Source organism: Mycobacterium sp. KBS0706 (genome assembly GCF_005938675.2).
Taxonomy (GTDB): Bacteria; Pseudomonadota; Alphaproteobacteria; order DSM-16000; family Inquilinaceae; genus Inquilinus.
Genome location: NZ_VCCH02000139.1, coordinates 1 through 14,647 on the forward strand (window position 1 = coordinate 1; position 14,647 = coordinate 14,647).

General features: G+C 70.0%; 16 protein-coding genes. 8 read left to right on the forward strand and 8 right to left on the reverse strand.

All coding sequences use genetic code 11. The features are described 5' to 3' along the window. Window positions 1-470: mannonate dehydratase (locus FFK22_RS38040; RefSeq protein ID WP_186002886.1), on the forward strand; the 470-nt coding region annotated here is incomplete at its 5' end. After that, entirely contained in the window at window positions 467-1,594 is a 1,128-nt protein-coding gene (locus FFK22_RS38045; protein WP_221939173.1) for an NAD(P)/FAD-dependent oxidoreductase, read from the forward strand. The genes FFK22_RS38040 and FFK22_RS38045, both read left to right, overlap by 4 nt. On the opposite strand, the gene FFK22_RS38050 is transcribed toward FFK22_RS38045, so the two are convergent. Next, complete coding sequence (locus tag FFK22_RS38050) at window positions 1,591-2,415, reverse strand: AraC family transcriptional regulator (RefSeq protein WP_138888040.1); 825 nt, start codon at window positions 2,413-2,415, stop codon at window positions 1,591-1,593. The genes FFK22_RS38045 and FFK22_RS38050 overlap by 4 nt on opposite strands. Before the next feature lie 103 nt (window positions 2,416-2,518). Here FFK22_RS38050 and FFK22_RS38055 point away from each other — a divergent pair, with 103 nt between their 5' ends. After that, entirely contained in the window at window positions 2,519-2,929 is a 411-nt protein-coding gene (locus FFK22_RS38055) for a DUF2000 domain-containing protein (RefSeq protein ID WP_221939174.1), read from the forward strand. 6 nt (window positions 2,930-2,935) lie between these two features. Here the strand turns inward: FFK22_RS38055 and FFK22_RS38060 are convergent, their stop codons facing one another. After that, complete coding sequence (locus FFK22_RS38060; protein WP_138888042.1) at window positions 2,936-3,424, reverse strand: MarR family winged helix-turn-helix transcriptional regulator; 489 nt, start codon at window positions 3,422-3,424, stop codon at window positions 2,936-2,938. A 179-nt stretch (window positions 3,425-3,603) separates the two neighbouring features. Here FFK22_RS38060 and FFK22_RS38065 point away from each other — a divergent pair, with 179 nt between their 5' ends. Beyond that, on the forward strand, window positions 3,604-4,938 hold the full coding sequence (locus tag FFK22_RS38065; RefSeq protein WP_221939175.1) for an MFS transporter: 1,335 nt from the start codon (window positions 3,604-3,606) through the stop codon (window positions 4,936-4,938). Window positions 4,939-4,941: 3 nt separating this feature from the next. On the opposite strand, the gene FFK22_RS38070 is transcribed toward FFK22_RS38065, so the two are convergent. Then, complete coding sequence (locus FFK22_RS38070) at window positions 4,942-5,523, reverse strand: TetR/AcrR family transcriptional regulator (protein ID WP_221939176.1); 582 nt, start codon at window positions 5,521-5,523, stop codon at window positions 4,942-4,944. Window positions 5,524-5,633: 110 nt separating this feature from the next. Between FFK22_RS38070 and FFK22_RS38075 the strand changes: the two genes are divergently transcribed. Beyond that, the gene (locus FFK22_RS38075) at window positions 5,634-6,569 is read left to right on the forward strand and encodes an NAD-dependent epimerase/dehydratase family protein (protein WP_138888044.1); all 936 of its coding nucleotides are present in this window, start codon (window positions 5,634-5,636) and stop codon (window positions 6,567-6,569) included. Here the strand turns inward: FFK22_RS38075 and FFK22_RS38080 are convergent, their stop codons facing one another. Continuing rightward, window positions 6,570-8,189, reverse strand: a complete 1,620-nt coding sequence (locus FFK22_RS38080) for an acyl-CoA synthetase (protein WP_138888045.1) — start codon at window positions 8,187-8,189, stop codon at window positions 6,570-6,572. Window positions 8,190-8,350: 161 nt separating this feature from the next. Here FFK22_RS38080 and FFK22_RS38085 point away from each other — a divergent pair, with 161 nt between their 5' ends. Next, on the forward strand, window positions 8,351-10,246 hold the full coding sequence (locus tag FFK22_RS38085) for a propionyl-CoA synthetase (protein ID WP_138888046.1): 1,896 nt from the start codon (window positions 8,351-8,353) through the stop codon (window positions 10,244-10,246). A 319-nt stretch (window positions 10,247-10,565) separates the two neighbouring features. Here the strand turns inward: FFK22_RS38085 and FFK22_RS38090 are convergent, their stop codons facing one another. From FFK22_RS38090 to FFK22_RS38100, 3 genes are all read right to left on the reverse strand, one after another. Continuing rightward, window positions 10,566-11,027 (reverse strand): Hsp20 family protein, encoded by a 462-nt coding sequence (locus tag FFK22_RS38090; protein WP_138888047.1) that lies wholly within the window; start codon window positions 11,025-11,027, stop codon window positions 10,566-10,568. Window positions 11,028-11,196: 169 nt separating this feature from the next. Continuing rightward, complete coding sequence (locus tag FFK22_RS38095; protein WP_138888048.1) at window positions 11,197-11,979, reverse strand: 3-hydroxybutyrate dehydrogenase; 783 nt, start codon at window positions 11,977-11,979, stop codon at window positions 11,197-11,199. A 45-nt stretch (window positions 11,980-12,024) separates the two neighbouring features. Beyond that, window positions 12,025-12,207 (reverse strand): DUF1192 domain-containing protein, encoded by a 183-nt coding sequence (locus FFK22_RS38100; RefSeq protein WP_138888049.1) that lies wholly within the window; start codon window positions 12,205-12,207, stop codon window positions 12,025-12,027. A gap of 218 nt (window positions 12,208-12,425) precedes the next feature. Between FFK22_RS38100 and FFK22_RS38105 the strand changes: the two genes are divergently transcribed. Both FFK22_RS38105 and FFK22_RS38110 read left to right on the forward strand, forming a co-directional pair. Then, window positions 12,426-13,403 carry an NAD(P)H-quinone oxidoreductase gene (locus tag FFK22_RS38105; RefSeq protein WP_221939177.1) on the forward strand — a complete coding sequence of 326 codons (978 nt, stop codon included), beginning with the start codon at window positions 12,426-12,428 and terminating at the stop codon, window positions 13,401-13,403. A gap of 147 nt (window positions 13,404-13,550) precedes the next feature. Then, the gene (locus tag FFK22_RS38110; RefSeq protein ID WP_138888051.1) at window positions 13,551-14,144 is read left to right on the forward strand and encodes a DUF1013 domain-containing protein; all 594 of its coding nucleotides are present in this window, start codon (window positions 13,551-13,553) and stop codon (window positions 14,142-14,144) included. An 81-nt stretch (window positions 14,145-14,225) separates the two neighbouring features. Here FFK22_RS38110 and FFK22_RS38115 read toward each other — a convergent pair whose 3' ends face one another. After that, window positions 14,226-14,393: a YdcH family protein gene (locus tag FFK22_RS38115; protein ID WP_088155561.1), complete on the reverse strand. Its 168-nt coding sequence runs from the start codon at window positions 14,391-14,393 to the stop codon at window positions 14,226-14,228. Window positions 14,394-14,647 lie beyond the last annotated feature (254 nt).

Here is a 14,647-nt window from a genome sequence, read left to right on the forward strand (position 1 = left end):
TCCCGCTGTTCGGCCTGCCGCGCATCGTCTCCACCCCCGCCGATGCCCGTGCCGTGCTGGCCATGGTCGACCGCCCGGCGAACGGGCTGACGCTGTGCGTCGGCTCCTACGGCTCGCGCGCCGACAACGACCTGGCAGCGATGGCGCGGGAGTTCACTCCGCGCATCCACTTCGCCCATCTGCGCAACGTCACGGTCGAGCCCGACGGCTCCTTCTTCGAGGACGAACACCTGGAAGGCGGCGCCGACATGGTGGCGGTGATCGACGCGCTGCTGGCGGAGGAGCGGGCGCGCAAGGCCGCCGGCCGGACGGATTGGGAGATCCCGATGCGGCCGGACCACGGCCACCTGCTGGCCGACGACGTGAACAAGAAGACCAACCCCGGCTATTCGCTGATCGGCCGGCTGAAAGGGCTGGCGGAGCTGCGCGGCGTCGCCCGCGCGATCGGCCAGCTGCGCGGCGCCGCATGATGGACACGGTGGATGCCGTCGTCATCGGCGCCGGGGTGGTCGGACTGGCCGTCGCCCGGGCGCTGGCCCTGGCCGGCCAGGAGGTCATCATCCTGGAGGCGGCGGACGCCTTCGGCACCGAGACCTCGGCCCGCAACAGCGAGGTGATCCACGCCGGCATCTACTACCCGCAGGGCAGCCTGAAGGCCCGGCACTGCGTCGCCGGCCGCCGGGCGCTGTACCGCTTCTGCGAGGAGCACGGCGTCACCGCGAAGCGCTGCGGCAAGCTGATCGTCGCCACCGACCAGCAGGAGGCCGCGACTCTGGTCCGGATCGAGGCCGGGGCCCGGGCCAACGGCCTGACCGGCGAGAATGACGCGCTGCGGCCGCTGACCGCCGACGAGGCGTATGCGCTGGAGCCGGAGGTCGCCTGCACCGCGGCGTTGCTGTCGCCCTCGACCGGCATCGTCGACAGCCACGGCTTCATGCTGGCGCTGCTGGGCGACGCCGAGGCCGGCGGCGCAATGATCGCCTATCTCAGCCGGCTCGAGTCGGCTGCGGTCACGCCGGACGGGCTGCACCTGCAGATCGCCACCGAGGAGGGCGGCATGGAGCTGCTGGCCCGCCGGGTGGTGAACTCGGCCGGCCTGTCGGCGCCCGCCGTCGCCCGCCGCATCGCCGGGGTGCCGGAGGCATCGGTGCCGCAGCCCTTCCTGGCCAAGGGCAACTATTTCGGCCTGTCCGGCCGGCCGCCCTTCCGGCACCTGATCTACCCGGTGCCGGTGCCCGGCGGCCTGGGCACCCATGCCACGATCGACCTGGGGGGGCGGGTGCGCTTCGGCCCGGACGTCGAATGGGTCGAGGAGCTCGACTATCGCGTCGACCCGGCGCGGGCGGAGAGCTTCTACGCCGCCATCCGCCGCTACTGGCCGGCGCTGCCGGACGGGGCCCTGCAGCCGGACTATTCCGGCATCCGCCCGAAGATCACGCCGCCCGGCGCCGCCGCCGCGGATTTCGTGATCCAGGGGCCGGAGGGGCATGGCGTACCCGGCCTGGTCAACCTGTTCGGCATCGAGAGCCCGGGCCTGACCTCGAGCCTGTCGATCGCAGATGAGGTCGTAGCGCGGTTGGGACTGACCGCCTAAGCCGCCCGCGCCGCCTTCTGAAACCGCGCCGGGGTGACGCCGTAGGCGCCCCTGAAGCGGCGGGTCAGATGCGCCTGGTCGGTGAAGCCGGTGGCCGCCGCCACCTGGGCCGCCGCCTCTCCCGCCGCCAGCATCCGCTTGGCCCGCTCCAGCCGGATCCAGCGCAGATAGGTGGCCGGCGCCGCGCCGTAGCGGCGGGTGAAGGCGCGGGACATGTGGAACCTGCTCAGCCCCGCCACGGCGGCGAGGTCGTCGGCGGTGACGTCGTCGCCGAGATGGGCGTGCAAATGGTCGCGCACCCGCGCCAGCGCCGCATCGGCGGGCCGGGACAGATCCGGCGCCGGCGCCCCGGCCTGGCGCTGGGCCAGCCCCACCACCATCGCCGCCAGTGCCTCGGACCGAGCCAGCGTCGCCCCCGGCTCGGCGAAGGCATCGACGGTGCGGGCGATCAGCGCCGCGAGGACAGGGTCCTCGGACAGGATGTTGGGGAAGGCCAGCGCCCAGGGCGGCCGGATGCCGGCATCGTCGAGCACGGCCGCGACCGTCTCCGGCGCGACATACAGCATCCGGTACAGGAAGCCCTCGGCATTGGTCGCATGCCCGTCATGGATCTCGGCCGGGTTGAAGGTGATGACCGACCCCGGCCGGGTGCGGTGCGTGCCGCCGCGGCAATGGAAGCTCTGCGATCCCGCCTCGGTCAGGCCGATGGCATAGGTCTCGTGCGCGTGCCGCTCGTAGCAATGGGCGGTGAAATGGGCGCGGAATCGCTCGACGCCAAAGCGCCGGTCCAGCCCGACTGTGACCCATTCATCGCTGTCCATGGCCGCATGTTAGGCCGCGCGGAGCACCGCCGCCACAGCACGATCGTACAAGCCGGGCGATACGATGGTTCAATAGCCTGCATGCATGTTTCGAGGAGGATGCATGCGGTTCGACACCAAGATCGCGGTCGCCCTGCGCGAGGACCTGCCGGTCTGGCAGAAGCTGAACGTCGCCGCCTTCACCGTCAGCGGCCTGGCCGCCACCCGGCCGGAACTGGTCGGCGCGCCCTATGAGGACGGGTCGGGCAACCTGTACCTGCCGATGTTCCGCCAGCCGGTGCTGGTCTTCGCCGGCCCGGCCGAGGCGCTGAAGGCGGCGCATGCCAGGGCGCTGGCCCGCAACCTGCGGATCGCGATCTACACCGCCGAGCTGTTCACCACCGGCTATGACGACGCCAACCGCGCCGCGGTCAAGGCGGTGCAGGGAGAGGCGCTGAACCTCGTCGGCTTCGCCATGCACGAGGACCGCAAGGATGTCGACCGTGTGCTGAAGGGCCTGTCGCTGCATCCCTGACCGGCGTCAGTCCTCCCCGGCCGCGTCTGGCGGCGTGCCGAGGCTGGAGACGCGGGCGTCGAGCTTGCGCAGCAGGCGGCGCAGCACCTCGCGCTCGCCAGGCTCGAAGGCGGCCATCAGCTCGGCCTCGATCTCCTGCGCCAGCGGCACGATCGCGTCATAGACCCGGCGGCCGGCGGTGGTGAAGCCGAGCTGGATCAGCCGCTGGTCGGCCGGATGGGTGCCGCGGCTGAGATGACCGGCGGCGATCAGCCGGCTGACGGCCCGGCTGACCTTGGCCTTGTCCATCGCCGTGCGCTCGCAGATCTGGTTCGAGGACAGGGGCGCATAGCGGCCGACCATCGCCATCACCCGCCATTCCGGGATGCTGAGCCCGAAAGCATCGGCGTAGCGCCGGGCGAAGGTGCGGCTGACCCGGTTGCTGACCACCGACAGCTCATAGGGCAGGAACGCCTCGAGATCGAACTCCGCCGCCCGCACCGCCTGGTCCCGCATCGCCGGCCTCCCCGCCCGCTTGACATTCGTTTCATATGAAACGAAATTGGCTTCCGTTCAAGTCGGCCCGCCCACCGCGTGGAAGCGGGCGGCCGACGGAATGTCCGACCATACGCGAGGGCGCGGCCGCGGCAAGCCTGGGGCGCGGGCCACCGGACCAAAGACCAAGGGGAGGATCCATGACGACCTCGATCGCGGAGCGCGTGCGCCTGCTGTTCGCCAGCGCCGTCGGCACCATCATCGAGTGGTACGACTTCTTCATCTTCGGCTTTTGCGCCACGGTCGTCTTCAACAAGGTTTTCTTCCCGGGCGAGGCGCCGCTGACCGGCACGCTGCTCAGCCTCAGCACCTTCGCCGTCGGCTTCCTGGCCCGGCCGCTGGGCGGCATCCTGTTCGGGGCGCTGGGCGACCGGATCGGCCGCAAGAACGCGCTGGTGGTCAGCCTGCTGATGATGGGCGCTGCCACCTTCGCCATGGGCCTGCTGCCGACCCACGCCACGGCCGGAGTGCTGGCCCCGGTCCTGCTGGTCACGCTGCGGGTGCTGCAGGGCATCGCCGTCGGCGGCGAGGCCACCGGCGCCCTGCTGATCGTCGCCGAATCCATGCCGGGCAAGCGGCGCGGCTTCTGGACCAGCTTCCCGATGATCGGCGGCCCGGCCGCCAATGTCCTGGCCGCCGCCACCATCGGCGCCCTAACCGCGCAGTATGGCGAGGCCGGCTTCGTCGACTGGGCCTGGCGCCTGCCCTTCCTGTTCTCGATCCTGCTGGTGCTGCTGGGCCTCTGGGTGCGGCGGCGGATCGAGGAATCGCCGGTCTTCGCCGAGCTGGCGGCCAAGCGCCGCGAGGTGCCGTCGGCGCCGCTGGCCGAGGCCGTCCGCAGCCATTGGCGGCCGATGGGCCAGGTGTTCCTGGTGAAGGCGGCGGAGAACACGCTGTTCTACCTGTTCACCACCTTCTTCCTGGTGCTGGTGGTGCAGTTCCTCGGCCTCGCCCGCGGCGTCGGGTCCGACGCGCTGTTCTGGGGCTCGATCCTGGAGGTCGCGGTGATCATGGCGGCCGCGTGGGTCTCGGACGTGGTCGGCCGGCGGCCGGTGATGCTGCTGGGCCTGGTCGCCGGCATCGGCGCCAGCGCCCTTCTGTTCACCCTGCCGCCGGGGACGGCGCCGGAGACGGTGCTGCACGTGACGCTGCTGACCCTGACCTGCCACGGTATCATCGTCGGCAGCATGTCGGCCTGGTTCACCGAGCTGTTCCCGACCCGGGTGCGCTACACCGCCATGTCGGTCAGCTACCAGGTCGCATCCGTGGTCGGCGGGTCGGTCGCGCCGCTGATCGGCACGGCGCTGCTGGGCTGGACCGGCACGCCGCAATCCGTCGCCATTTACGCCGCGCTGATGGCGGTGCCGGGCCTCCTCTGCGTGCTGCTGTCGCGCGAGACCCGCGGCGCCGACTTGACAGCGGTGGAGACGGAGGCCGCGCCGGCCTCGCCGGCCCTTGCGGAGCGGTCGCGCTAGACGCTAGGCGGCGAGCTCCCGCTCCAGCGTCGCCGCCACCAGCTCCTCCGCCGGGGTGCGCAGGAAGCGGTCGCAGGTCAGCTTCAGGCTGACGATGCCGTGCAGCGTCGCCAGGAACACCTCGGCGCGCCGCTCCGGCCCGGCCGCGCCGAGATCGGCGAAGGCCTGCACCAGCGCCAGGAAGGCGCACGTGCCGGGGCCGTCCGGGTCGTCGATCGGCCGGTCCCGGTACAGCGGGTCCAGCAGCTTCGGATCCTCCATCAGAATCAGCCGGTACAGCTCACGCTGCTCAAGCCCGAAGCCGACAAAGGCCCCGGCCAGCGCCGCCAGCCGGGCGCGCGGATCGGCGATGCCCGCTGCCGGCTCCAGCGCCGTCCACAGCGCTTGGTAGCCTTCCAGGCACAGCTCGCGCGCGATCGCGTCGCGGCCGTCGAAATGCAGGTAGATCGTGCCCGGCGCATATTCGACCGCGGCCGCCAGCTTGCGCATGGTCAGCCCCTCGAACCCCTCGCGCAGCGCGATCTCGCGCGCCGCGTCGAGGATGCGCCCGCGCAGCGCCGCCTTGTCGCGCGCCCGTCGTTCCATCGTGCCCATGCCTGATGCTGGCCGATTGACCCGGCCGCCGTCAACGCGTATATGAACACCGTTCAGTGAACATCGTTCACTAACGGATCATCGTTCATGGAGCAGGTCGGATGGGTGGGATCGCGTTGTTCGGCGCCGCCGGCGCCATCGGCCGCAGCATCGCCGCGGCGCTGCGGGTGGAGGGCCGGCCGTACCGCGTGGTCGGGCGGTCGCGCCCGGCGCTGGAGCGCGAGTTCGGCGCCGACCCGCTGGCCGAGATCGTCATCTGGACCCCGGACGACCCGGAGTCGGTCCGCGCCGCCGCCCGTGGCATGGACACGATCGTGCATCTGGTCGGCGTGCCCTATCACCAGTTTCAGCTGCACCCGGTGGTGATGCGCCAAGTGCTGGACGGCGCCGCTGCCGAGGGCGTGGCCCGGCTGCTGCTGGTCGGCACGGTCTATCCCTATGGCCGCCCGCGGACCCTGCCGGTGCGCGAGGACCATCCGCGCGAGCCACACACCTTCAAAGGCCGGATGCGCAAGGCGCAGGAGGACCTGGTGCTGGAGGCGGCCGGCCGGATCCGCGGCGCGGTGCTGCGCCTGCCGGATTTCTATGGCCCGAGCGTGGAGCGCAGCCTGCTGCACGACCTGTTCCAGGCCGCGGCGTCAGGCCGGCGGGCGAAGCTGATCGGCCCGATCGACCGGCCGCATGAATTCGCCTTCGTGCCCGATATCGGCCCGGTGGTCACCGCCCTGGCGGCGCGGGAGGAGGCCTGGGGCCGGGTCTGGCACCTGGCCGGCCCCGGCACCATCACCCAGCGCGAGGCCGCGGCGCTGGCCTTCGCCGCGGCCGGCCGCAAGCCGAGGCTGATGGTCGCCGGCAAGACCATGCTGCGCCTGGCCGGGCTGTTCGACCCGCTGATGCGCGAGCTGGTCGAGATGCATTATCTGCAGACCGACCCGGTGGTCATGGACGACGGCGCCCTGCAGGCCCTGATCGGGCCGATCCGCAAGACGCCCTATGCCGAGGGCATCCGCCGGTGCGTCGAGGCCGCGGCGGCCTGATCACAGCGCCCGCGCGCGGTCCCGCAGCACGAATTTCTGGATCTTGCCGGTCGAGGTCTTGGGCAGGTCGCCGAACACCACCGTCTTCGGGCATTTGAAGCCCGCCAGGTGCTGGCGGCTGAAGGCGATGATCTCCTCCGCCGTCGCCTCGGCGCCGGGACGAAGGGTGACGAAGGCGCAGGGGGTCTCGCCCCATTTGTCGTCCGGCCGCGCCACCACCGCCGCCTCCAGCACCGCCGGGTGGCGGTACAGCACGCCCTCGACCTCGATGGTCGAGATGTTCTCGCCGCCGGAGATGATGATGTCCTTCGACCGGTCCTTCAGCTCGATATAGCCGTCCGGGTGCATGACGCCGAGGTCGCCGGTGTGGAACCAGCCGCCGGCGAAGGCCTTGGCGGTGGCCGACGGGTTCTTCAGATACCCCTTCATGGTGATGTTGCCGCGCATGAACACCTCGCCCAGCGTCTCGCCGTCGGCCGGCACCGGGGCGAGGCTGTCGGGGTCGGCCACCATCAGCCCCTCCTGCACCACATAGGGCAGGCCCTGGCGCGACTTCAGCCGCGCCTGCTCCCCCGCCGGCAGCGCGTCCCATTCCGGCTTCCAGTCGCAGACCACGGCCGGGCCGTAGACCTCGGTCAGGCCGTAGACATGGGTGACCTCGATCCCAAGCCGGGCCATGCCCTCCAGCACCGCGGCGGGCGGCGGCGAGGCCGCGGTCATCATCCGCACCGCCTGCGGAAAGTCGCGACGCTCCGCGGCCGGGGCGTTCAGCAGCATACCCATGACGATCGGCGCGCCGCAGAGATGGGTGACGCCGTGGTCGGCGACGGCGGCGTAGATGTCGCGCGCGGCCACCCGGCGCAGGCAGACATGGGTGCCGGCCATCGCCGTGATGGTCCAGGGGAAGCACCAGCCGTTGCAGTGGAACATCGGCAGGGTCCAGAGATAGACCGGATGGTGCGGCAGGGCCCAGGTGACGACGTTGCCGAGAGCGTTGAGATAAGCGCCGCGGTGATGCGTCACCACGCCCTTGGGGTCGCCGGTGGTGCCGGAGGTGTAGTTGAGCGCGACAGCGTCCCACTCGTCGCCGGGCATCACGCCCGGCCAGGCCGGGTCGCCCTCGGCCAGGAATTCCTCATAGGTCAGATCGCCGACCGGCTCGCCCGCCACCGCCGGGTCGATGATGTCGACCACCAGCGGCGGCGCCGTGAGCTCGGCCAGCGCCGCCCGCACCACCGGGGCGTATTCGCGATCGGCCAGCAGCACCCGGGTCCCGGAATGGCGCAGCTGGAAGGCGATCGCGGCGGCGTCGAGCCGGGTGTTGAGCGCGCACAGCACCGCGCCCGCCATCGGCACGCCATAGGTCGCCTCGAACGCCTCCGGGATGTTCGGCGCCATCACCGCCACCGTGTCGTTCTTGCCGATGCCGCGGCGGGACAGGGCCGAGGCCAGGCGGCGGCAGCGCTCCGCGGTTTCGCGCCAGCTCCGCTTCACCTCGCCATAGACCACCGCGATCCGGTCCGGATGGGCCAGGGCAGTGCGGCAGAGGAAGGAGATCGGCGTCAGCGGCACGTGATTGGCGGGGTTGCGGTCGAGATCGGTGTCGTAGGCGTGCGGCATCGGCGGGCCCCCTGGTGCGGAGACATTCTGGCACTGCCCAGCCTCGCGCGGAATGCCGGGATCGGCTCCGCCGGCCGCGTCCGGCCGTGGCCGGAACGCGACACCGGCCCTCGCCGCGGAGGCTTCGCGGCGCTAGGCTCAGTCCAAACAGGGAGGACGCCATGGCAGCCTATGCCGAGGCCTATCGCCGCGCGCTCGACGACCCGGAGGGATTCTGGGGCGAGGCCGCCACCGCGATCGACTGGGACCGGCGCTGGGACCGGGTGCTGGACGACGGCGACGCCCCTTTCTTCCGCTGGTTCGCCGGCGGCCGGCTCAACACCTGTTTCAACGCGCTCGACCGCCACGTCGCCGCCGGCCATGGCGACCGCATCGCCCTGATCTACGACAGCCCGGTCACCGGCACCGTCCGGCGCTTCACCTATGCCGAGCTGACCGACCGGGTCGCCCGCTTCGCCGGGGCCATGCGCGGCCTCGGCGTCGGCCCGGGCGACCGGGTGGTGATCTACATGCCGATGGTGCCGGAGGCGGCGATCGCCATGCTGGCCTGCGCCCGGCTGGGCGCGGTGCATTCCGTGGTGTTCGGCGGCTTTGCCGCGCCCGAGCTGGCGGCGCGAATCGACGATTGCGAGCCGAAGCTGGTCGTCTCCGCCTCCTGCGGCATCGAGGTGGCGCGGATCGTCGCCTACAAGCCGTTGCTCGACACCGCCCTCGGCCTGGCGAAGCACACCGTGCCGGCGACGGTGGTGCTGCAGCGGCCGCAATGTGCGGCGGCGATGACGGCCGGTCGCGACTATGACTGGGCGGCGCTGGAGGCTGCGGCAGAACCGGCGGCCTGCGTGCCGGTGGCGGCGACCGACCCGCTCTACATCCTCTACACCTCCGGCACCACCGGCCAGCCCAAGGGCATCGTCCGCGACCAGGGCGGCCATGCCGTGGCCCTGGCCTGGAGCATGGCAGCGATCTATGGCGTCAAGCCCGGCGAGGTGATGTGGACCGCCTCGGATGTCGGCTGGGTGGTCGGCCATTCCTACATCGTCTACGGGCCACTGCTGGCCGGCTGCACCAGCGTGATGTACGAGGGCAAGCCGGTCGGCACGCCCGATGCCGGCGCCTATTGGCGGGTGGTCGAGCAGCATGGCGTGTCGGTGCTGTTCACCGCGCCGACCGCCTTCCGCGCCATCAAGCGCGAGGATCCGGAGGGGCGCCTGCTGGCCGGTCGCGACCTGTCCAAATTCCGTGCCCTGTTCCTGGCCGGGGAGCGCTGCGACCCCGCCACGCTGGGTTGGGCCGAAAAGCTGTTGCGGGTGCCGGTGATCGACCATTGGTGGCAGACCGAGACCGGCTGGCCGATCTGCGCCAACCCGCTGGGGCTGGAGCCGATGCCGGTCAAGCCGGGGTCGCCGACAAGGCCGATGCCGGGCTGGGACGTGCGCGCGCTGGGGCCGGACGGGCACGAGATGCCGCGCGGCGAGATCGGCGCCCTGGCCTGCCGGCTGCCGATGCCGCCGGGCGCCGCGCCGACGCTGTGGCGGGCCGATGCCCGCTTCCGCAGCGCCTATCTCGAGGACTATCCCGGCTATTACAAGACCGGCGATGCCGGGCTGGTCGACGAGGACGGCTACGTCTTCGTCATGAGCCGGGTCGACGACGTCATCAACGTCGCCGGCCACCGCCTGTCGACCGGGCAGATCGAGGAGATGCTGGCTGGCCATCCCGATGTCGCCGAATGCGCGGTGATAGGGGTGGCGGACGATCTCAAGGGCCAGGTGCCGCTGGGCTTGCTGGTGCTGAAGGCGGGGGTGACGCGACCGCACGACACGATCGCGGCCGAGGCGGTGCAGCGGGTGCGCGACGGCATCGGCCCGGTCGCGGCGTTCAAAACGGCGATGATCGTCGACCGCCTGCCGAAGACCCGGTCGGGCAAGATCCTGCGCGGCACCATGGCCCGAATTGCCGATTCGCTTCCCTTCGCCGTGCCGGCGACGATTGACGATCCGGCGATTCTCGACGAAATTCGTGCGGCTTTGCAACGATCGGGCTATAATTTTAGGTAACGTTCCCGTTTCCATCCGGTCTAAACCCCGAACGGCAAGCCTTCAGAATTATTACATTTTTAAGATCATTTAGCGCTCTTGCAATTCAGCGCGCCCCGCCGAATGCCGGCGAACAACTGAAAACCCTTCAAAACAAAGGGTTTTTCTGACCCAAACGAGTGCTTGACGCAGCGGCAAAATGACTCTTATCGTCGCGCAATGCTCGAGTTGAGCAGGCGAGGCTTCAAAAAACGAGGGCCGCACGGAAGCGGCCCTCTTTTTTTATCTCTGCGGCTCGGGGCGAAGGGCCGCCGCTGCGGCGGCGCCCTCTCCCGGCCCGTCAGGCGGCGAGCTGCTTCGGCGCCTCGGCCTGGCCGACCGCGATCTTCACGGTGCGGGGCTTCTGCGCCTCCGGCACCTCGCGGACCAGGTCGATGTTGAGCAGGCCGTTGACCAGCGTCGCGCCGCCGACCTTGATGTAATCGGCGAGCTGGAAGCGCCGCTCGAAGGCCCGGCCGGCAATGCCGCGATGCAGGAAGACCCGGCTCTTCTCCTCCTCGTCGGAGGTCGCCTTGGCGCGGATGGTCAGGGTGTTCTCGGAGGTCACGACCTCCAGATCGTCCTCGCCGAAGCCCGCCACCGCCATGGTGATGCGGTACGCATCCTCACCGGTCTTCTCGATGTTGTAGGGCGGGTAGGACGGCGCCGCGGCGTCGAACTGCGGCGCGGAATCGAGCAGCCGCGACAGGCGGTCGATGCCGATGGTCGAGCGGAACAGCGGGGAAAGGTCGAGAGTACGCATGGATATCCTCCAGTGAGCGATACCTGTGCGGCGCACCATCATGGTCGCGCCGCGGGGTTTGCGACGTGGCGGCCCCGACTGGGCGCCGCCACGATGCTGTATCTGGGGAGGATGAAATCCGGTTCAAGGGGCGCCTCCGCGGCGCCCCTTGCCTGAGCGAAACGGCCGGTTACTGCGCCGTCCAGCCGCCGTCGACCGACAGGCTGGTGCCGGTAATCTGCTCCGCCGCGCCGGAGCACAGGAAGGCGACCGTGCCGCCCAGCTGCTCCGGCGTCACGAAGGTCATCGAGGGCTGCTTCTCGCCCAGGAGCTGGCGGGATGCCTCCTCCTGGCTGATGCCCTTCTCGGCCGCGATCGCGCTGATCTGCTTCTCGACCAGCGGGGTGCGCACCCAGCCCGGGCAGACGGCGTTGCAGGTGATGCCGGTCCCCGCCGTCTCCAGCCCGACCACCTTGGTCAGGCCGAGCAGGCCATGCTTGGCCGCGACATAGGCCGCCTTGTGGGTCGAAGCCACGAGGCCGTGGGCCGAGGCGATGTTGATGATCCGACCCCAGCCTTGGCTCTTCATCACCGGCACCGCCGCGGCGATGCCGTGGAACGCCGCCGACAGGTTGATCGCCAGGATGGCGTCCCACTTCTCGGCCGGGAACTCCTCCACCGGCGCGGTGAACTGGATGCCGGCATTGTTGACCAGGATGTCGACCCGGCCGAGCCTTTCGACCGTCGCGGCCACCAGGCCGCGCACCGCGTCGCCCTTCGACATGTCGGCGCCGTCATAGACCGCGCGCACCCCGTGCTCGCGCTCGATGCCGCTGCGGATCGCCTCGATCTCGCCGGCGTCGCCGAAGCCGTTCAGCACGATGTCGGCGCCCTGGCCGGTCAGCACCCGGGCGATGCCCAAGCCGATGCCGCTGGTCGATCCGGTGACGATCGCTACCTTGCCCTTCAACATGGGTCCGTTCCTTACGATGACGGGATTGGGGTCTTCGAGGGCGCCTCAGCGCTTGAACAGCGCATCCGCTGCGCTCTTGTGGCTCTGCTTGCCGGCAATGACGCCGCGGGCGCGGGCGATCTCCGCCTCGAGCTCGGCGACATACTCTTCGAGCTCGGCGACCGACATGCCGTCGAGCGGCTTCGGTGGTGCCTTGCGTTTGCGCGGTTCGAGATCTTCCGGATCCATCGGCCATCTCCTTCGGCAGCGGATGGACAATCCTCGCGGGCGGCGCGAGGATCGGCAAGCCCGGAGCGCAAGCGTGCCGGTGCGCCTGCATTGTCGACGGGCGACCTTAGGCCGCTCCATCCGACTCCCGGATGACGGCCGCATGACATTTCGGCCATCATCCGCATCCATTCCCGAGACGGAAGCGTGAGCCGATGACCAGCATCCTCCCCGAGACCATGACCGCGATCGTGATCGAGGCCCCCGGCGGGCCCGAGGTGCTGAAGCCGGCGACCCTGCCGGTGCCGTCGCCCGGGGCCGGCGAGATCCTGATCAAGGTCGAAGCCGCCGGGGTGAACCGGCCCGACGTGCTGCAGCGCCGCGGCCTGTACAACCCGCCGCCTGGCGCCAGCCCGCTGCCGGGGCTGGAGGTCGCAGGCACCGTCGCCGCCATCGGCCCGGATGTCCAGGACTGGAGCGTCGGCGACCCGGTCTGCGCGCTACTCGCCGGCGGCGGCTATGCCGAATACTGCCTCGCCCCGGCACCGCAATGCCTGCCGGTCCCGAAGGGCCTGTCAGCGGCGGAGGCAGCGGGGCTGCCCGAGACCCTGTTCACCGTCTGGACCAATGTGTTCGAGCGCGGCCGGCTGCAGACCGGCGAGCGTTTCCTGGTGCATGGCGGGTCGAGCGGCATCGGCACCACGGCGATCCAGTTGGCCAAGGCCTGGGGCGCCATCGTCTTCGCCACCGCCGGCAGCGCCGAGAAGTGCCGAGCCTGCCTCGACCTCGGCGCAGATGTCGCGATCGACTACCGCGAGCAGGATTTCGCCACGGTGATCAAGGAGAAGACCGGCGGCCGCGGCGTCGACCTGATCCTCGACATGGTCGGCGGCGACTATATCGCCCGCAACATCGACACGCTGGCGGTGGACGGAAGGCAGGTCAGCATCGCCTTCCTCAAGGGCGCCAAGGTCGAGATCGACCTGCAGAAGGTGATGGCCAAGCGGCTGACCCTGACCGGGTCGACCCTGCGGCCCCGCAGCGTCGCCGAGAAGGGCGCCATCGCCGCGGCGCTGCAGGCCGAGGTCTGGCCGCTGATCGAGGCCGGGCGGGTCAAGCCGGTGATCCACGCCACCTTCCCGCTGGCACGAGCCGCGGAGGCGCATGCGCTGATGGAATCGAGCGCGCATGTCGGGAAAATCGTACTCCTCGCTTGACTCGGGGGCGCGACATCCCTAGGTCGAGCACAGTGGGCGGCGCCGCGCCGACCCCGCTCCCCTCCCTTAGATACGAGTGCGAGAGGACAGGTCGGCCGCCCCGGCCGGTCGCGGCGGGATCGCTTTGCGCAGAGGAGTACGCGAACAATGAACAAACAGCCCCTGATGCCGAAGGCGACCGCAGTCTGGCTCGTCGAGAACACGTCGCTGAGCTTCGACCAGATCGCCGCCTTCTGCGGCCTGCACGAACTCGAGATCCGGGCGATCGCCGACGGCGAGGTCGCGATCGGCATGGTCGGGCTTGACCCGATCGTCAACGGCCAGCTGACCCAGGCCGAGATCGACCGCTGCCAGGCCGACCCGAATGCCCGTCTGCGCATGGCGATCTCGGACATGCCGCAGCCGGTCGCCCGCTCCAAGGGCCCGCGCTACACGCCGGTGACCAAGCGCGGCGACAAGCCGGACGCCATCGCCTATCTGCTGAAGGAGCATCCGGAGCTGTCGGACGCCCAGATCTGCAAGCTGATCGGCACCACCAAGCCGACCATCCAGGCGATCCGCGACAAGAGCCACTGGAATTCGCCGAACCTGAAGCCGCGCAGCCCGGTGATGGTGGGCCTTTGTTCCTATCTGGAGCTGGATGCGGCCCTGACCAAGGCCCGCGCCAACCTGCCGCCGGGCGCGATCCCGACCCCGACCGTCAGCTTCGACGAAGACGCCGAGGAGACTCAGGAAGACTGAGGCACGACTCGGGTCCACAAACGACAAGGGCGGCGCCCCCCGGCACCGCCCTTTAGGATTCGGAGATCCGTGATCTCTCCGTCAGGCGTGATCCAATCGCGCCATCTCATCCTTCAGTCTCAGCTTTTCCTTTTTCAGCCGTACGATCTCGATTTCGTCGGGTAGGGGGCGGTGGACCGCCTCTTCCAATGTGCGATCCAGGGCGGCGTGCTTGGTCCGAAGCGCTTCAATACGCTCTGCGACGGCCATCTCTCGCTCCTCTGTTGAAAGCTGGACAGTGGTTCAGCCCCTCCTTTTTCCCATATGTTACGCCCCGATGGCGGTTGCAAGTCAACGCGGCATCTATTCCTGTTACAAAAGCGAGACAATCGGTCGCTCCACCCCGACCGGTCGCATCGGGACGTGAAATTTCCTTAACGGGACGGTTTCCGACTCCTTCCACCGCTTCGCTCGGCTAGTCTTGTGCAGCGCACAACAACGAGGATGCAGCGCAATGGATGCCA